The following is a 15782-nucleotide window of genomic DNA, read 5'->3' on the forward strand; positions in this document are numbered from 1 at the left end:
AGCATTGTAAGAGTGATAAGATGTCTGGCATGGGTGGCTTGTAGTTTTTGAGTTGTCGTTGTGAGAGACAATAACTCTACTACAAAGCGCCCTACCTCTTCATGCTCTTATTTTGGCAAAGGTATTGTACATAACAGGGAATAGCTAACTCATCCCGCAGCTTCAAAAAATTGAAGACATTTGTTTCAACTCGCTTGAGGTCAGCACCCCGAATTTTGAGATAGGTATCTGGATCTGCGGCATCAATGCTAATATCAATACTGGTTAAGCCTGCTTTCAATAACAACCTAGCTCGACTCTCATCGAGGAGTTGACCATTGGTAGTCAGATGAACCCCAGGAACCCCTCGCTGCCGACAAAGTTCGACAAATTTGACAAGGTTGGGGTGTAGCATTGGTTCTTCGACGTTCCCAAGAATAATCATGATTTTTGCTTCTCCACAATCTTTGGCGAGACGCTCCATCATTTCCCAAGACATTGTTTTGTTGCTCTTAAAGAAGTCTGTTGTATGAGTTAATTTCAGCGAAGTGCTGTGATAAGGACACATGACGCATTTGAGATTACAGGTATTGCTCACGACAACTCTGATATAGGATGGCTTTGCCGCTATTCCATAGAAATCACCAAAATAATGTAGCTGCTCCTCAATATCAATTTGGGAAATCAGGGTAAATTGATTTAAAGCATCAAGAGTATTCTGCGCTATCTTGCCATATTTCTGTAATAACTGCTTCTTGATATCTGGATTATGATTTAACTTTTGAGGATACAAATAGGCTAACGTAGGATAGAGTGGGCATAAACCTAAGTCTGATGCAATTGGGATGAAAGGTCTAAAAGCTACCGCTTGCTCCCCAGATTTGATGGCGGCAAAAAGTTTTTCTATACTTTTGGTATGTAAGGGAATATTATGGGGAGGAATTTCTAGTATCATGTCCCTCATTTCCCCTTCGACTTTAATTTGACTTGGTAACATTTTTTGGGGATCTTTAATAATCATAATTTTTACCTATTGATATCATCTATCTCTACATTTTTCAGTGGCAATATCTATATAAAAACCCACAAGCAGTTCCTAGCTGTGGGTCAATCAATATTTAACTTAATAACGCTGAAAATAATTTTAGCTCTTCCGTAGGTGTTATGCTAAACTTCAAACTAAAATTAGGGATTTCCCTTTAAAATCATGCTTTCAGGTAGCTACATCCTAAATTTTATCCCAAAAGCTCAAACGTCAAGATTAAAAGTTGTATTTATTGCTCAGTAAGGAATGTGAGCTAATTTATAGACGTTTTTAGCATAACAAGTAATGAAGAACAATAATTTTTCCAGCTTAGGATTATTGGATTTTAATGCCTTCATTAAGTGGTAAAGGGTATATGGGGACTAGGAGGATACATCTTCTCTTCATCTTTGATCCATTCTTCATATTTATCCTTATGTCTTGGATTGCTTGGACTTAGATGGCGTGGAGGAATTGGAATAGTATATATATATTTCAAAAGTGAATTGCCACCCCCTATAACTATTTCAGGATCAGTAAGTCGGCCAAATTTTGTACCGCTATTATCAATTTTAAATTCGTAATACGGAAAGTTCTTGTTCTCTTCGTCTAATCCTAGTTCAGTAGAAGTAAATATAGGAGAAAGATATTTTCCGTTTTGAATACGCTCTTCACCAAAGATTGTAATAAGCGTCTCAACATGTCGTCCCTGATTGTCTTTGTCAGTATTGCCATATGAATCAGGATAACCCTGAGAAATATATTCTTTGGGATCGGCTGAAAATAGATAAAGTAATTTCGGTTTAGATATTGCAGAGGTTATTGTATCAAAACCTGGAAAGAAACATTGCCCTAGAATCTTTGCTGCTCTTATTTTCTTTTGCTCATCTTCTGTTGTTTCATCTTCTGTTGTTCTGGTTAAAATATCATCATCATCACTATATGTCCACCAAAATGTAATGATCTGAGAAATTATCTTACCTTGTAATAGAAAACGCTCAAAAAAATTATCACATATACTTATTGAATCTTTCTCTTCCATTTTTAATCTCCTATTTTCATAAATTTACTAGATGTTGATGTGATGAAAAATCTTCAAATCATTCATCTCACGGTGAAACTATAACCAGTAATGCTCTTTAATTGGCTGTATTTTCAAATTTGACACCCCAGTATGAAAAGAGCGTTCAAGAAAAGCGATCGCATTCAAAATCGATATAAAGAAACAGAAATGTTTCTTAAAAGCTGTTTAAGGCTATCTTCCTTTATGAATGTAAGGAAACCTTGCAATTTCTTAGGAGAGTGTTAATAAATGACCAGGCAATTATGAAAGAATCAGGCTTTTAACTATTATTTAGAGAGAGTAAAACATTTATTTTCTGTCTAACTAATAGTTAAAATAATGAGCAATAAATAGTAAATTGCCTTTTATTGAAATAAAATTACCATGATGAACTAATTTTGTCAATTATTTATGTTGAGTTCTGTGGGACTTACATCTCTATATGTTGCAGCAGCACGAGCCTATGAAACTGAGTATCGACAACGGTTATTTGTAGATACATACGCTCGGTCTTTTGCCGGTGACACGGGGTTTGCACTGTTCTCAGATTTGAGGTCATTTTCCCCTGGATTGTCAGCTAATGATCCACATCCTGGTATTTCTATTCGGACTCGTTTTTTTGATGATGCTTTACTGATGGCTGTCCATGAATTATCCCTCAAGCAGGTTGTTCTAGTAGCATCTGGAATGGATGCCCGTGCTTTCCGCTTGCCCTGGATGGATGGCGTTCAACTATTTGAAGTAGATCGTCAAGAAATATTTCAATACAAGGAGCCTATCCTTCTAAATTTAAATGCTAGAGCAAAGTGTATACGAAAGGTCGTAGTAACAGACTTGGAACAGAATTGGGCAACTGCTCTTACCGACGTTGGCTTTGACCGACATAAACCCGCAGCATTTCTGTTCGAGGGACTGATGTTTTACCTAAAACCTGCTACTGTAGCGACTGTGCTTGAGACACTACAAAGTCTTGCCTGTCCAGGTAGCTGGCTTGGAATGGACTTTGTTGAAGCAGAGCTTCTAAACTCTCCCTATGCACAACCATTTCTCTCTAAGCTCAGAAAACTGGGATGTCCTTGGCTTTTTGGTGTCTCCAATCCTGAGCAATTCATTTTGCAATATGGATGGCAGCCAAGGCAACCAAAGATTGTAGTTCTGGGAGAGGCAGAAGCAAACTACGGTCGTTGGACTTTCCCTGTATCGAGTACAACCTCAAGTGTTTTTAATCACTATCTCGTTTCTGCCAGACGTATGAATTTCTGATGTGGGATAAGTTTAGTTTAATTTTTACATCCACATCGGGAAAGGATTAAGTTCATCTTCTGTTAAGGTTTCTTTCAACCAACCCATTTTGACCGGAACATTATATAATCTCCCTCCACCTAACCGACTCCACCAGTGCCTCATCCCCGGCACAATTACCTTAGCTACCCTCAGTTCAATATCAGGACGAGTCTGATCTAAAACCAGCATTTCCATACCGTTTTTCTCGACGGTTTGTTGACAGAGCTTAATATCTTCTAAAAGATTGTCACTGGCGATTTGAGGATAATTCACAGCGACTTTAGCAGCAACTCGATCATCAGGAACTAGATAAGATTGATTTTTCAAAGTCGCAGTTGTCCACCAGTCTATAGCCAAGGGATCGGCTGATGGAGGATATTGGGTATTGCCATCGGCTTGGGTTAATAAAACATTGGGTAAAATTTGGTTAACTTCCGTTAAGGCTCGACTAATAGCAATCTTGGCATCGAAATGAGCGCCATAACCCAAAACAATATCTTCTACTTCGCGATCGCTTCTGCGACTAATAGCAGCAAAGACAGGAATATTGAGATCGCTGGTAATATCTAAAACCCAAAGTTCACGATTAATAGTTTGATAATATTGCTTCAGGTTTTGAAAATAAGGCTCGTCAAAACTTTCTAAATCTACTAGAGGTTTTTGATATCTACTGTACCACCATAAAGCGACACTATCTCGTTCTACTAATTCCATAAACCCTTGCACAATAGCTTCTTCGATAGTATTACCTGCCGCACACCCATTGGAATCAGCCCAACAGTCCGGTTTATAGGATGGTTGATAGCCATAATAGCAGTAAGCCGTTGGTAAATACTTAAATTCCTCGTGGGTTAAAGACCAAACAGGAGTCCAGTCAATTTCTCTTTCCTCATCAAATGGTTCTGGAACCTTTTGAAACCAGCCTTGATATGAACTATTCCACTGCTCTCTATTGCGGTATTGCTTTTCACTAAAGTTCATGCAAGCATTGGGGTGAATCGCTTTATCCCCCATTTGTTGGTAACTGCCTTTTTCTCTAATTTCATACCCTTGAAACACCCCAGAATATCGCTCGATCGCTTCGCAGAAACCGCTAGCTCTAGCTTGAGAGTCAGTCCTACCTTTCCCTGCACTTCTTCCCCCTAAATTTTGGCGCAAGCCGTTGAAATCGTCAAAAATACTGTGAAAATGATGTTTGGCAATGTAGTTATGAGTTAATCCATTCCCAGGAATTTTATTCAGTTCTCGCACGATCCCAGTAATGGGGCTAATATGATGTTGATATTTTCTCAGAGTTTCTTGTGGCGAACAAATACGGTGTCCTCCATCGACCGTAAAGGTTTTCTGGCGGTGTTCTAAAACAACCGGTAGGGGGTTGTTAGTTAACCCATTTACCATCTCTCCACAGCTAGAACATTGAGGACGCTTAACCAAGCTATGATTTTGAGTTTGCAGTGCGATCGTATCGTAAGTGATTAGATTACTTTCTAATTCTTTATTTTCCCCTTGCACAATCCATTTAAAGACCTCTGTGGCTGCCATTCCTAATGCAGTTTGTACAGTAGATGTCAAAAATCCTAAAGGAGGTGTTAAAGAAGGATAAATGTGCTTTTGTCTCTGAATAAACCCTTCAATTGGTCTATTATCTCGCAAGCGCTTGGCTAAACATTCCCAACACCCAGTTTTTTTAGGATCTAGTAAAGGGCCGAGCCAAACTATTGTTCCCAATGGTTTAACTAACATCCAGGGATATTGGGACTTTAGGGCTTGTTGATTGAACTCATCTAACTCAGGAGAGAGATAGTCATCAGTTAAAACTACTGTCAAGTCACCAACGTCTGTTACTTGAATTTGTAGAGACTCAAGCATAGCAATGAAGTCCCCAGCAGCAACCGAACCTAATGCTTTTACTGCTACTTTAGTTGAGCGCAATCGTTGATGGGCTGCGGTGGGAGTGATATTGAGATGATGACAAAAAATCTTTAAATGCGATGGCAAAGAGTTATCTTGTTTGACAAGATAACCATTTTGTTGCATTTGGAATAAAGCATATTGGGCTTTAATACTTACATTGAGAACTTCTTGGAAAAAGGTAGCAGCTTCCTCAAAATATTTTGGATCTTGCAGTAGCGACTTTTGAATGGTGTCAATAATTTCATCAATACTGAGATCACTATCGATTAAAGCAGCTAAACTACAAGAAATCCGATCACTTAGCCAAATTGTCTCCCTCTCTGATAACAAAAATACTTGTTCGGGTTCTATCGTTGCAATAGTATAACAGGGGTTGAAATGTGGTTTATCTAACATAGTTCTTATTCATTTATGTGACTCCTATTTGACTAAAAAAAACTCATTACACCTTAATTTTCTGTAATCCTTTTAGGTCGTGCTTTTTACCTCTTATCTGTGTACGCAAACAATTTCAAGAATCAAACCGGATTCCTATATTTGACATCCTAGTAACAGTAAACCAAAAAATTTTTTCAAATAGCGATGGCTAATCATACTTATACCAATTTAATATGAAGCTGCATACAAAAGAGCTTCTCAATAAAGTTATAGGAGGAAATAGATATTATCTACTCATAATATGTAAGTTGCTCAAAAAATCGTTGTATGTAATTCCTACATTGGGCTACGCCTATGCGTAAATTTTATAGAGAAGAAAATAGTTCATTTTTGAGTGTTTTTTTTCAATAACTTCCGAAGCCTCTTGTTCGGGTTAAGTTAGTGAAAATGAGGTGTTCAAGCTCTTGAATAATATTTTCTGGCGGCAGACAAAAGTATTACAATTCAAAGACGCAACCACAGATTGAAGGTTTAATCGTACACAATACTTAATCAGACAAAAATGTATTACATTAGCCAATAGTATCCACTAAGGTTGTCACGTAAGACTGCCGATATAACTCACAGCTTGGTATTGCTTTATTCCCTGACTGTTTAATCAGCCCCATACTGCTTAACTTGTAAGCCAGGATTGCCTCTAATTCTACTGGCTCAGTGTTACACATGACAGAATTAAGGGATCTGGCTAATTCCGGCAGTTCTTGCAGTATTACCAAATGGCGTTGCAGGTGATGAGAATAAATTCCGGTGGCAGTCGGGGCAGTTTCCAGCAGTTGCGCCAGAGTTATCTCCCTTTGACTAAGATGATAGATGGCGGTGTGTATCAGTGAGGGATGTCCCCCTAGCAGATCCATCAGTTGCCTAGCTTCATCACCATCTGACCAGTCAAGTTTGTAGCGTTGAGCTAACTGCTGCACCTCCTCCTTACTAAAAGCGTTTAACTGAATCGGCAACCCCACATTGAAAGGAGATTGGTTAAGTTGGAGGGGAACGTAAATTTCCGTCGAGTGAACCACAATCAGGCGGAGCTTTTGCCAGATGGGTAATGTTTTGGCTTCTTCGTACCATGATCGCAACAGGGGTAAAAAATCCTTTGCCACTTGAGGATGTTCAAAAATTTGATTCACCTCATCTAACGCCAAAACGAGGGGAGTCGCAATTGATTTTAGTAGATACTCTTCGACGTAGGAAGTGCAGCTAATTTTGCTCCCTAGATCCTCATCCCAATATTCATCTAGCTTCGCTTCTAACTGAAGCTGACGGGCAATGTTGGCACACAGCCAGCGCAAAAATTGATTTAAATCGCTCAAGATAACCTGGTCAACCTGCTCCAGGTTCAAGCTAACAGTGCGGTAGCCCTGGCGTTTAGCAGAGTCAAGAATTCTCATTAGCAGCGAAGTTTTGCCCATCTCTCTGGGCGCTTTAATCCGCACTAAGGCTCCTGGTTTCCTAATTTCTTGATTAACCTGCTCTTCAATAGGAACACGTTCTAGGTAAAAAGGGGAACCCAGAGGAACTGAGCCATTGGGATAGCGGGGCGAGGTATCCTGGTTTGCATCACTCAACTCAGAAATTTTAGTATTTTTATCTATAGTCTGGGATAAAACCTCAAAATCCAGATTTGCAATTTCTCTCCAGTCAAGTGCTAGTTTCCGACAGAGTTCTTCAAAAGTCACATAGTCAACAGGCTTACCAGTCAGGAAGTTGCTGACTGTAGCTAGAGCGAATCCTGCATCTTCAGCTAAAGAGCGTTGGCTGGGAAAGCCGTTACGTATAAGTGCAAGTTTGGCTTTGTCAAGACAATTCTGTTGAACTCTAAGTGATCTGGGCATGGGGCATCTTATGACGACTGTATGGATTGTACCAGTAACACAATAAAAGTCAGTCACAAGTCAGTAATTCTCAGGCGATAAGTCAGTATGTGGTGGGATTTGATAGATGTATCAGGTTCCAAGCAAAGGTAAGTAAATATTATCCTTAAGTATTTTTTGGCAATGCAGTCTAAGGAGTATGAGTAGCATTCGTGCAGAAAACCGGGTTAAGACGTATTACATGGGTAATACAAGCATTTTTAGAAGTTTAACCCTTATTTTATCGGCGATTATCTATATCGCCCTTCTTTAGTGCTGCAATATTAGACCTGAATCCTTACAAAATAATCTTCAATCAACAAAATCAATCTCCTCTATTGACTCTTTTGTTTGTTGTAAATGTGCCAACATTCGAGCTTCTCCAATCCACTCATCAAAGTCAAAACTATGAGATAATTCATCATTATTAAACTGACTGATAAATTCCTCAGTTGATAATTTATATTTGGTTTCAAATTCCTGAATCCGTTCTTCTGTTCTTTTGATTCCTGCTGCCACACTCTGTAATCTTTCTGACAAAGCACTTTGAATAATGCGTCTGAGGGAATCTGGATCTTTTGACCGGAGTTTGAGTTCAGCCATTATTTTTCGTCTCTCGCTACTGTTGAATTCACAAAATAGTCCTTGAATGAGCAGTTGTTATTCTATATGAAAATGGAAAATAATCTGTGAGCGATAGCACCTTTTCGATTTCACTTTCTTGGGCTATCACCTAAAGCAGTTATCAGTTAAAACCCAAGAACTTTACAACTTTACTGATAACTGTTTACTGTTCACTGTTAAAAGCCATCACCCATCCAAAACGAATCTCACGCATAGAAAACTTGTACTATTATTTCTTGCCTGCTTGCAAACGCCCTTTTGTACCTTGTGTTACCGGAGCTTCTTCTGACTTGCCGGATTTAACCATTTGCATCAAGTGCTGATTAAGATAACTTTGCGCTGAGATATACAAACTTTCCCAAATCTCTTGGTTGCGACTGATTTTTGTGCCGACTGTATTTCCTGCTGTTTTCTCCGATACCAAGTATTTGCGGAAATAGTTAGCCCACAAGTGTTGTAGGAAATCTTCGGCGAATTCGTTAAACGGCAGAATCCATTTATAGTCCTTGTCTAGAAATACCCGATAGGACGCAATTATCGGTAGTGCCAAGTCGGTTGGCGCACCAAATCCAAAGGAGTACTTACTGTCAGGCAACAAGGTAGTTTTACGTATATCTATTGAAGCTAAATCGTTGGAACCCTTTCTTCTGGGGCTGCTGATATGTTCTTGGATAATTTCGTAGAGTCTTTGCTCTATCCACAGACTTTGAGATAGCAGAGGCAGTAAAGCGGTTAATCTTTCCCTTTCTGCGTCTGTGATGTTACTTGGAATACTCATACCTGCTGGGTGCTTGGCTCGTTTATTGCTGTCGGGATTGTATTTATTTCTATCGAGGCAGTAAAGCAGCTTCAGCAAATGGGTGACATTGCACTGAGCGTTTCTGGGAGCGCCGCTTTGGTTTTGGTAATAGGCGATGCGGAATTTTCTATCTTCTTTCTGTTCTAAGTCAGCTAAATACTGCTTAATGAATTTGTAATCACCTCTGGCGTTGACTTTAGAGCGAGAATCCACTGGGGTTGTGGTATTTGAAGCTAGGGCTATATCTAGAGCTGATTCTTCAGTTAGTCCGATGTGAATCGTAACTTTTACTCTGGCAAGGGTTAGATCGTATTTATAATTTTTCGCTTGCTCAAATGCTAAAACTGTATGGCCACCGTTGATAATCCCATCGCTACCGCCCTCGCTAGCTTCTTTTATCTCCAGTTCCAGTAAGGTTTTGTTCAGTTTAACTTTGTTTGCACACAGGGTTATTCCACTATGACGAGAGAAGAATTTTACGGGTTCGGTCGTCAGGGAGTCGAAGATTTGTCTGTAGGTCGCGCTTTTGCGGTTCGGTTCCCGGATGTTCGGTTCTAGGGGGAGGTCTATCGGGAAGCTGTCTACATGGGCTGTGGCAATGATGCAGTTTGGGTTGGCTTGAAAATAGTTATCTATCTTAATATTCCAAGTCTTGGGCATAGTTATTCGGGAGCCGAGGTCAGATTTCATCTTAACCCTCAACTTCCACCAAAGATAACAACATCTTGCGCCGAATGGCACTACACCCAACACCCTGTCTGTCGGGAGCGAGGTTTCACAGTAAAGAGGGTATACGACGAGGAGGGTGTGGGGTGTGGGGTGTGGGGATTGAAAAAATCCTTGAGGGGTGGGTTTGAAGCCCACCTTTGAAAAAAGATGTATAACCAGTGGCACAGCGCAAGAAATACAAAATCTGTAGCGCTTATCCCATATAGCTTAGAGCTTTCAAAAGTGCCATTCAATACAGTTGTAGTATCTGCTTGGACGGCGAATCAGATTCGGTTTGGGGGCTGGCATTGGTCATACTCGTTTCAGGGCAAACTCACTTTCCTGATTGTATTACTAATTGCCAGTGCGTGACTTTAGCCACGGAGCAATTCTGTTGAGTCAGATACCAGAAGCGATCGCAATAGCTTAACAATTTATCTGGAGTTTCCACCATATTTAAGGCAGAAAAAGCACCGACTATTGCAACTTCTAAAAAGTTTTGTAAGGCGCGTAGGTGTAGGGCGTCGTAGACGACATCGCTATTTCTTAACTCCACTTCCAGTTCTAACTCAGCCAACCGATAATTAGGAATTGGGCTATTCTCCCTTGTCTCCCCAGCTGACTTTTCACGGCATGTGGAAAAGGCCATTTTGAGGGTTTTCCAAACCCTGATTTTTCCGTTAGCTATTTTCATTAACTTAAAGCTATTGACAATTAGGCTGTAGAAAAAGTCACGTTTTTTCGAGGCTTGAAGACTTCCCGTGAAAAGTCAGGTTCCGTAGCCAATCCTGTTTAAATCTGCCACATATTCTGCTGGCGTACCTTCTGCCCTATTAAGCGATATTGTTCTTAGGAGTTTAAATTGATTTTCCCCGGGAGCAATGCGATTTTGTTAGACGACCCAAAAAAAGTGCGATCGCTAATCTGATTTCTCAGTACAATAACATATTAAACACATGTCAATTAGTATTAATACTAAAAAATAAGGAAGATTTATGAATAGCGTCTGGAACAGGCGTGTGGAGTGCTATATTGATTAAATCTTTATCATTCTTATGTAAATTTCAGGCAAATGTAAGCAAGAATTTTTTCGTTCTGCACGAAAAAAGGTAGAATTCCCTGTTAATAATAGTTTTGAGACGGGGAATGTCTACCTTCATGGAAAAAAATATCTATGCAACTTTAGATTTAACCAAATCACTGGAAGATTTTAAAGATAATGTTACGAAACTTTTAGAATTTACTAATGTTAAGGAATGGGATGGACGAGTTCTTAAAGAAAGAGAAGAAAAAATTAGAGATGCAGCACTTATCTTAGCAGGTCAATGCATTGCCTTGTTTTTATATAATCTTTCTCAATCTCAATCAGCTCTTGATACAGCAATGAATAAAACTCAAGGCTGGTGGTATCCAGAAACGCAAAGGCATGGTTTAAGAAAAAGACAAATATTAACAGTTGGGAATGTTTTGGTTACTCTAATTCTACCATATGTAGTAACAATTCCCGACAAAAATGAGAAGATTAAATCCTCAAGTAAAGGTTTCTGTCCATTTTTAAAATGGTTAGGGATGTCAGAAGGCTTAACACCATTAGCCTGGTCAACTATTGCCCAATATGGTGCAATTGCTGGTTCCTTTGAAGCTGCGTGTACAATCCTAATTGATTGGGGAATTAATATTAGTTTCAAAGGAATAGAAAGACTAACATATAAATTTGGTCAAATTGGCATCAATTTACGTCAATCTAAAATATTAAATCGGCAACTGGGAAATTTACCTGAAGGTAATCTTCTCAAAGACCAGCGAGTTGTCATCGCTGTAGATGGCGGTCGGAGTAGAGTCCGAATTAATAAAAAGGGAAGAAAAAATTCCAAAACAAAGCGACATGGATTTATTGGTCAATGGATTGAGCCAAAGTTGTTAACAATTTATGTTGTTGACGGGCAAGGTAAAAAAGTGAAGAACTCGGAAATTCCTATTACTAATGATGGTACTTATGATGGATACAAGGCGCTTTTACAGATTTTAGAAGTGCATTTAGTTGATTTAGGAATTAGTCAGGCAAAGCAAGTCTTATTAATTGGGGACGGCGCGGAGTGGATCTGGATACATATTCCCCCACTTTTGACACGATTAGGATGCCCACCTGAAACTTATCAACTCTTCGATTTTTATCATGTTACTGAAAATTTAAAAGTATTTGCAGACGCAGCTTTTAATGAAGAATTACAGTCTAAACAATGGTTTATAAAAGCCAGAAAGAGTTTAAAAAAAGGTAATGCTAAATCTTTAATCAGCCAGATGGATGAGTTGATTGCTCTAGCTACTGGAGAACGGTGTAAAATTATGGTAGGCAAGCGAAATTATCTTTTAGATGCTTATCGTAAAGGACGTTTAAATTACGATAAAGCAATACAGAAAAAATTACCTATTGGTAGTGGTGCAATTGAGAGTTTAATCCGCCAAGTTGTCAATTTAAGAATCAAGGGTAACAGTAAATTTTGGTTGCAAAAAAATGCAGAAATTATGTTGCATCTGCGTTGTCAATGGATAGCTGGAAGTTGGGATATTTTTTGTGGCTCTATCTTTAACTCCTTTATTAAACCTCAAACTGTTTGATAAGTTTTATACTTTACTTCTCATTTTCAGGTATTAATTGCTGTAATTAATACTAAGTATAAAATACTGATTGTAGTTGGAAATAATTGTCAAATGACTTGCTAGTAGTCTTTTTGAAATATCTCAAAAAGATAAATCCTTGTGTAAAATAATATACTTTCTGTAAATAAAATCACTTACCACTTAGATTTGATTTTTAGCGATCGCACTTTTTTTGAGTCGTCTAACAAAATCGCATTGCTCCCGTTTCCTACTGCGATCGCCTATCTCATACATTCCTGCGCCATCGGTATCCGCCATTGACAGAAAAGATTTCCCTCGAACCTCGGTACTTAACGCCGGGGTTTTTTGCTGTGGAGTGGGATAGCGGCTGCACTCAATTAACAATTTTTCACTCATAGGAAAGGAGATCCAGGGTGCGTAGTTTACCGCCGTAGGCATCGCCTTTTGTCGTGTCTTCTGACCAAGAAGCTTGACAACTACCTTACAGCCCTTACAACCTTAATTTGTGACAAATGTACTGTTCCCAGTTGTATTACCTTTACTCCAGAGCTACAATCTGGCTGTATTAGAGGCATTTTTAATTACAACTGTAATTTATCTCTCGTGAGCAAAACCCGTATTATTGCGCTATTTAATCAATCAGGGGGAGTAGGAAAGACAAGTTTAACAATGAACTTGGGCTATCACCTCGCTCAAAAAAAGAAAAATCGCGTTCTTCTGATAGACCTTGACCCCCAAGCGTCACTGACGACATTTATGGGGCTAGAACCGGACATTACCGCCAAAACTGTCTATGAAGCAGTGGTGGGTGAAGAACCGTTACCAATTCACCATGAACCTATTCACAGCATGAGTTTAGTGCCAGCCAATATCAACTTAAGCGCTGCTGAACTTGAACTGGTTGCCGCCTTGATGCGAGAAATGCGCCTAAAAAATGCACTTGCCCCCATCTTAGACAAGTATGATTTTATTTTGATAGATTGTCCTCCATCTTTAGGCATCCTCAGCGTTATTAGCTTAGTTGCAGCAACCCATGTCTTAGTACCCATTCAGTGCCAGTTCAAATCCTTTCAAGGAACTGACTTACTATTAAGAACTGTAGCCACACTCCGCAAAGGAGCTAATAAAACACTTACAATTGCTGGCTTCATCCCCACAATGTATGATGCACGTACTGCCCAAGAAAGTAGAACTATGAAAGCTATTACAGAACAACTTTCACCCCTGGCGACAGTTTACGAACCCATTCCTAAATCTATTGCCTTTGCTGATGCAAGTGAGGCACGCATACCCTTAGCACTATATAATCCCAAACACCCTGCCGTCGCTGTACTAAAAAAAATCGCCCTCAGTTTAGAAAAACTACAGTGAGCAAAAAAGAACAACCCTATAGCAGTCAATTAAAAGGTGTAGCTGCCCTACTAGGCGAAAGCTTTAACCAAACCCAAAGTACTGCTAATTCACCAAACACTGTTGCCATCAACTTAATTAAGCTGCCCCCATCTCAGCCCCGGCGCTACTTCGACCCTCAAAAGCTTGAGGAACTATCACGCTCAATTCAAAAATTGGGCATCCTTGAACCTTTGCTTATCCGGACTTTGCCTAGTGGTGATTATGAACTAGTAGCTGGTGAACGTCGCCTTAGAGCATCTCAAATGGCAGGGCTAACCGAAGTGCCTGTAGTCGTCCGTGATATAGATGACATCACCACATATCAGGTGCGACTTGTCGAAAACCTGCAACGCGAAGACCTCAACCCCTTAGAAGAAACCGAAGGCATTCTTGAATTATTAGCAATCCAGATGCAGATAACCCAAGAGGAGGTTAGCAGTCATCTCAACCGCATGAGAAACGTTTGCGATCGCTATAAACAAGAAAATTCTGAATTGAGACATAACGTTATGTCTCAACCCCAAACTCTGATAGTTAAAGAATTATTTGCGTCTGTGGGGCGGATGAGTTGGGAATCGTTTGTCAAAAATCGCCTACCACTGCTCAACCTTCCTGCTGATGTACTGGAAGTGTTGCGTTCTGGAAACCTTGAATATACTAAGGCACGAGCGATCGCCCGACTTCAAAATGAGGATACCAGAAAACAACTCTTAGAAGATGCGAAAGTCCTAAATCTCTCACTGAGCGAAATCAAGCGTAAGATTCAAGAAATTGAGTCTGCTGTTCAATCAGAGTCATCAGAGCAAACAGAATCGGCATCCGTAAAAGAGCGTGTTGATGATACTTTTCAACGCTTCAAAAAAGCTAAAGTCTGGGATGATCCGAAGAAAAAATCCAAAGTAGAGAAGTTGTTAGCTCAGTTGGAAGCATTGATGAAAACTGAATAGAAAATTGCGATGCTCACAAAGGAGTCGCCTGATGGTGATTACCTTGTCCTGTCAAAGACGCTGCGCGATCGCAACCAGCAGTCTTTGGATACGCTTTCAACCCGTCCTCAAACCCACTGAGTATCAAACGCATCTTGCCCAGTTCCATAAATTAAGTTCCCGTATTCCTGCCATTTGGCTACTTCTTGGGCTTCAATTTGGGGCGCGTGCAGAACAGCAAGATTTTCTTCCAATTGCTGCCTAGTTTTGGGGGCCGTGAGTGCCAGACGCACCCCTGGATGATTTAGCGCATAGCGATAACAGTTTGCTGCCGTAGGTGGTTGAAACTGCCAGTTTTGATGACCTTTGAGTAACGTTCCCCAGCGCGTGCAAGTGAATGCCACCACGGGAATACCAGCTTTTTGAGCAGCAGGTAAAATGTTTTGTTCAGCCTGACGATGTGCCATATTATAGCGGTGCATTAACACATCACACTGATGACGTTCTATCATTTCTAAAGCTATGGCTCGATTGTGTGTGGTGACTCCCACATAGCGCACAACTCCAGAGTCCTTCCACAAACGAAGTTCATCAAGCAACACCTGAACCTGGGTCATGTCATCAGCAGGGGAGACATATTCAATAAAAAATACATCTACCTGCTCGACATCTAGGCGATAGCGCACAGAGTCGAGGTAAAGGCGTAAAGATTGTATATCCCGATTTTCACTCCCCGTTGCCACCAAGACTTGCTCACGCTTTGTAACCAACAGAGATTTTAAGCCACTCAAAAAGTTTTCAGATTCTAAATTGTAAAAGAAAAAGTAATTGATTCCCGCCTCAAATGCCAACAAAACAGTTGCAGCATCTATCGATTGCCCTGCCAAACCGAGAATACTTGCTGGTTGTCCTTGTAGCGTTGATAATTCCACGGTCAACTATCCGACTTCTTACTTTCAGTGTATTACGCCAGTACGATGCTAGTGAGGACATCATTAATGAATGTTAATTTTTGGGCGTGAGCCACCGGAAAGGGCGGGTACACCATCGCACTTAAATATGTTCTGGTTGGAAGCGTAAGCTGTTAATCGTAGCGGTCAAAACTAGGACAATTGCCAAAAACAAAACGGTATTAATAAAAATATCCCAGTTGCGATCG

Annotated in this window: 13 protein-coding genes; 4 read left to right on the forward strand and 9 right to left on the reverse strand. The window is 40.0% G+C overall.

All coding sequences use genetic code 11. The annotated features are described in order from the left end of the window. Window positions 1-91 precede the first annotated feature (91 nt). Both LC586_RS29175 and LC586_RS29180 read right to left on the reverse strand, forming a co-directional pair. Window positions 92-1000 carry a radical SAM protein gene (locus LC586_RS29175; protein WP_229488713.1) on the reverse strand — a complete coding sequence of 303 codons (909 nt, stop codon included), beginning with the start codon at window positions 998-1000 and terminating at the stop codon, window positions 92-94. Window positions 1001-1361: 361 nt separating this feature from the next. Next, the gene (locus LC586_RS29180; RefSeq protein WP_229488714.1) at window positions 1362-2045 is read right to left on the reverse strand and encodes a hypothetical protein; all 684 of its coding nucleotides are present in this window, start codon (window positions 2043-2045) and stop codon (window positions 1362-1364) included. A gap of 432 nt (window positions 2046-2477) precedes the next feature. Here LC586_RS29180 and LC586_RS29185 point away from each other — a divergent pair, with 432 nt between their 5' ends. After that, window positions 2478-3329 (forward strand): SAM-dependent methyltransferase, encoded by an 852-nt coding sequence (locus LC586_RS29185; protein WP_229488715.1) that lies wholly within the window; start codon window positions 2478-2480, stop codon window positions 3327-3329. Between the two features lie 24 nt (window positions 3330-3353). Here the strand turns inward: LC586_RS29185 and LC586_RS29190 are convergent, their stop codons facing one another. From LC586_RS29190 to LC586_RS29210, 5 genes are all read right to left on the reverse strand, one after another. Continuing rightward, entirely contained in the window at window positions 3354-5660 is a 2307-nt protein-coding gene (locus LC586_RS29190) for a TOMM precursor leader peptide-binding protein (RefSeq protein ID WP_229488716.1), read from the reverse strand. Window positions 5661-6214: 554 nt separating this feature from the next. After that, window positions 6215-7534 (reverse strand): AAA-like domain-containing protein, encoded by a 1320-nt coding sequence (locus LC586_RS29195; RefSeq protein WP_229488717.1) that lies wholly within the window; start codon window positions 7532-7534, stop codon window positions 6215-6217. Window positions 7535-7864: 330 nt separating this feature from the next. After that, window positions 7865-8155, reverse strand: coding sequence for a hypothetical protein (locus LC586_RS29200; RefSeq protein ID WP_229488718.1), 291 nt, complete (start codon window positions 8153-8155; stop codon window positions 7865-7867). Between the two features lie 250 nt (window positions 8156-8405). After that, entirely contained in the window at window positions 8406-9635 is a 1230-nt protein-coding gene (locus LC586_RS29205) for an AIPR family protein (protein WP_229488751.1), read from the reverse strand. A gap of 382 nt (window positions 9636-10017) precedes the next feature. Continuing rightward, window positions 10018-10332: a hypothetical protein gene (locus LC586_RS29210; protein WP_229488719.1), complete on the reverse strand. Its 315-nt coding sequence runs from the start codon at window positions 10330-10332 to the stop codon at window positions 10018-10020. A gap of 509 nt (window positions 10333-10841) precedes the next feature. On the opposite strand from LC586_RS29210, the gene LC586_RS29215 reads away from it, so the two are divergent. Continuing rightward, complete coding sequence (locus LC586_RS29215; RefSeq protein WP_229488720.1) at window positions 10842-12302, forward strand: ISLre2 family transposase; 1461 nt, start codon at window positions 10842-10844, stop codon at window positions 12300-12302. 183 nt (window positions 12303-12485) lie between these two features. Here LC586_RS29215 and LC586_RS29220 read toward each other — a convergent pair whose 3' ends face one another. After that, entirely contained in the window at window positions 12486-12701 is a 216-nt protein-coding gene (locus LC586_RS29220; protein ID WP_229488722.1) for a hypothetical protein, read from the reverse strand. 207 nt (window positions 12702-12908) lie between these two features. On the opposite strand from LC586_RS29220, the gene LC586_RS29225 reads away from it, so the two are divergent. Then, complete coding sequence (locus LC586_RS29225; RefSeq protein ID WP_229488723.1) at window positions 12909-13676, forward strand: ParA family protein; 768 nt, start codon at window positions 12909-12911, stop codon at window positions 13674-13676. After that, the gene (locus LC586_RS29230) at window positions 13673-14644 is read left to right on the forward strand and encodes a ParB/RepB/Spo0J family partition protein (RefSeq protein ID WP_229488724.1); all 972 of its coding nucleotides are present in this window, start codon (window positions 13673-13675) and stop codon (window positions 14642-14644) included. The genes LC586_RS29225 and LC586_RS29230 overlap by 4 nt, the downstream gene beginning before the upstream one ends. Before the next feature lie 107 nt (window positions 14645-14751). On the opposite strand, the gene LC586_RS29235 is transcribed toward LC586_RS29230, so the two are convergent. Next, complete coding sequence (locus tag LC586_RS29235; RefSeq protein ID WP_229488725.1) at window positions 14752-15555, reverse strand: aldo/keto reductase; 804 nt, start codon at window positions 15553-15555, stop codon at window positions 14752-14754. Window positions 15556-15782 lie beyond the last annotated feature (227 nt).

Origin of the sequence: Nostoc favosum CHAB5714 (genome assembly GCF_020829495.1) — a bacterium.
GTDB classification, from domain to species: Bacteria; Cyanobacteriota; Cyanobacteriia; order Cyanobacteriales; family Nostocaceae; genus Nostoc; species Nostoc favosum.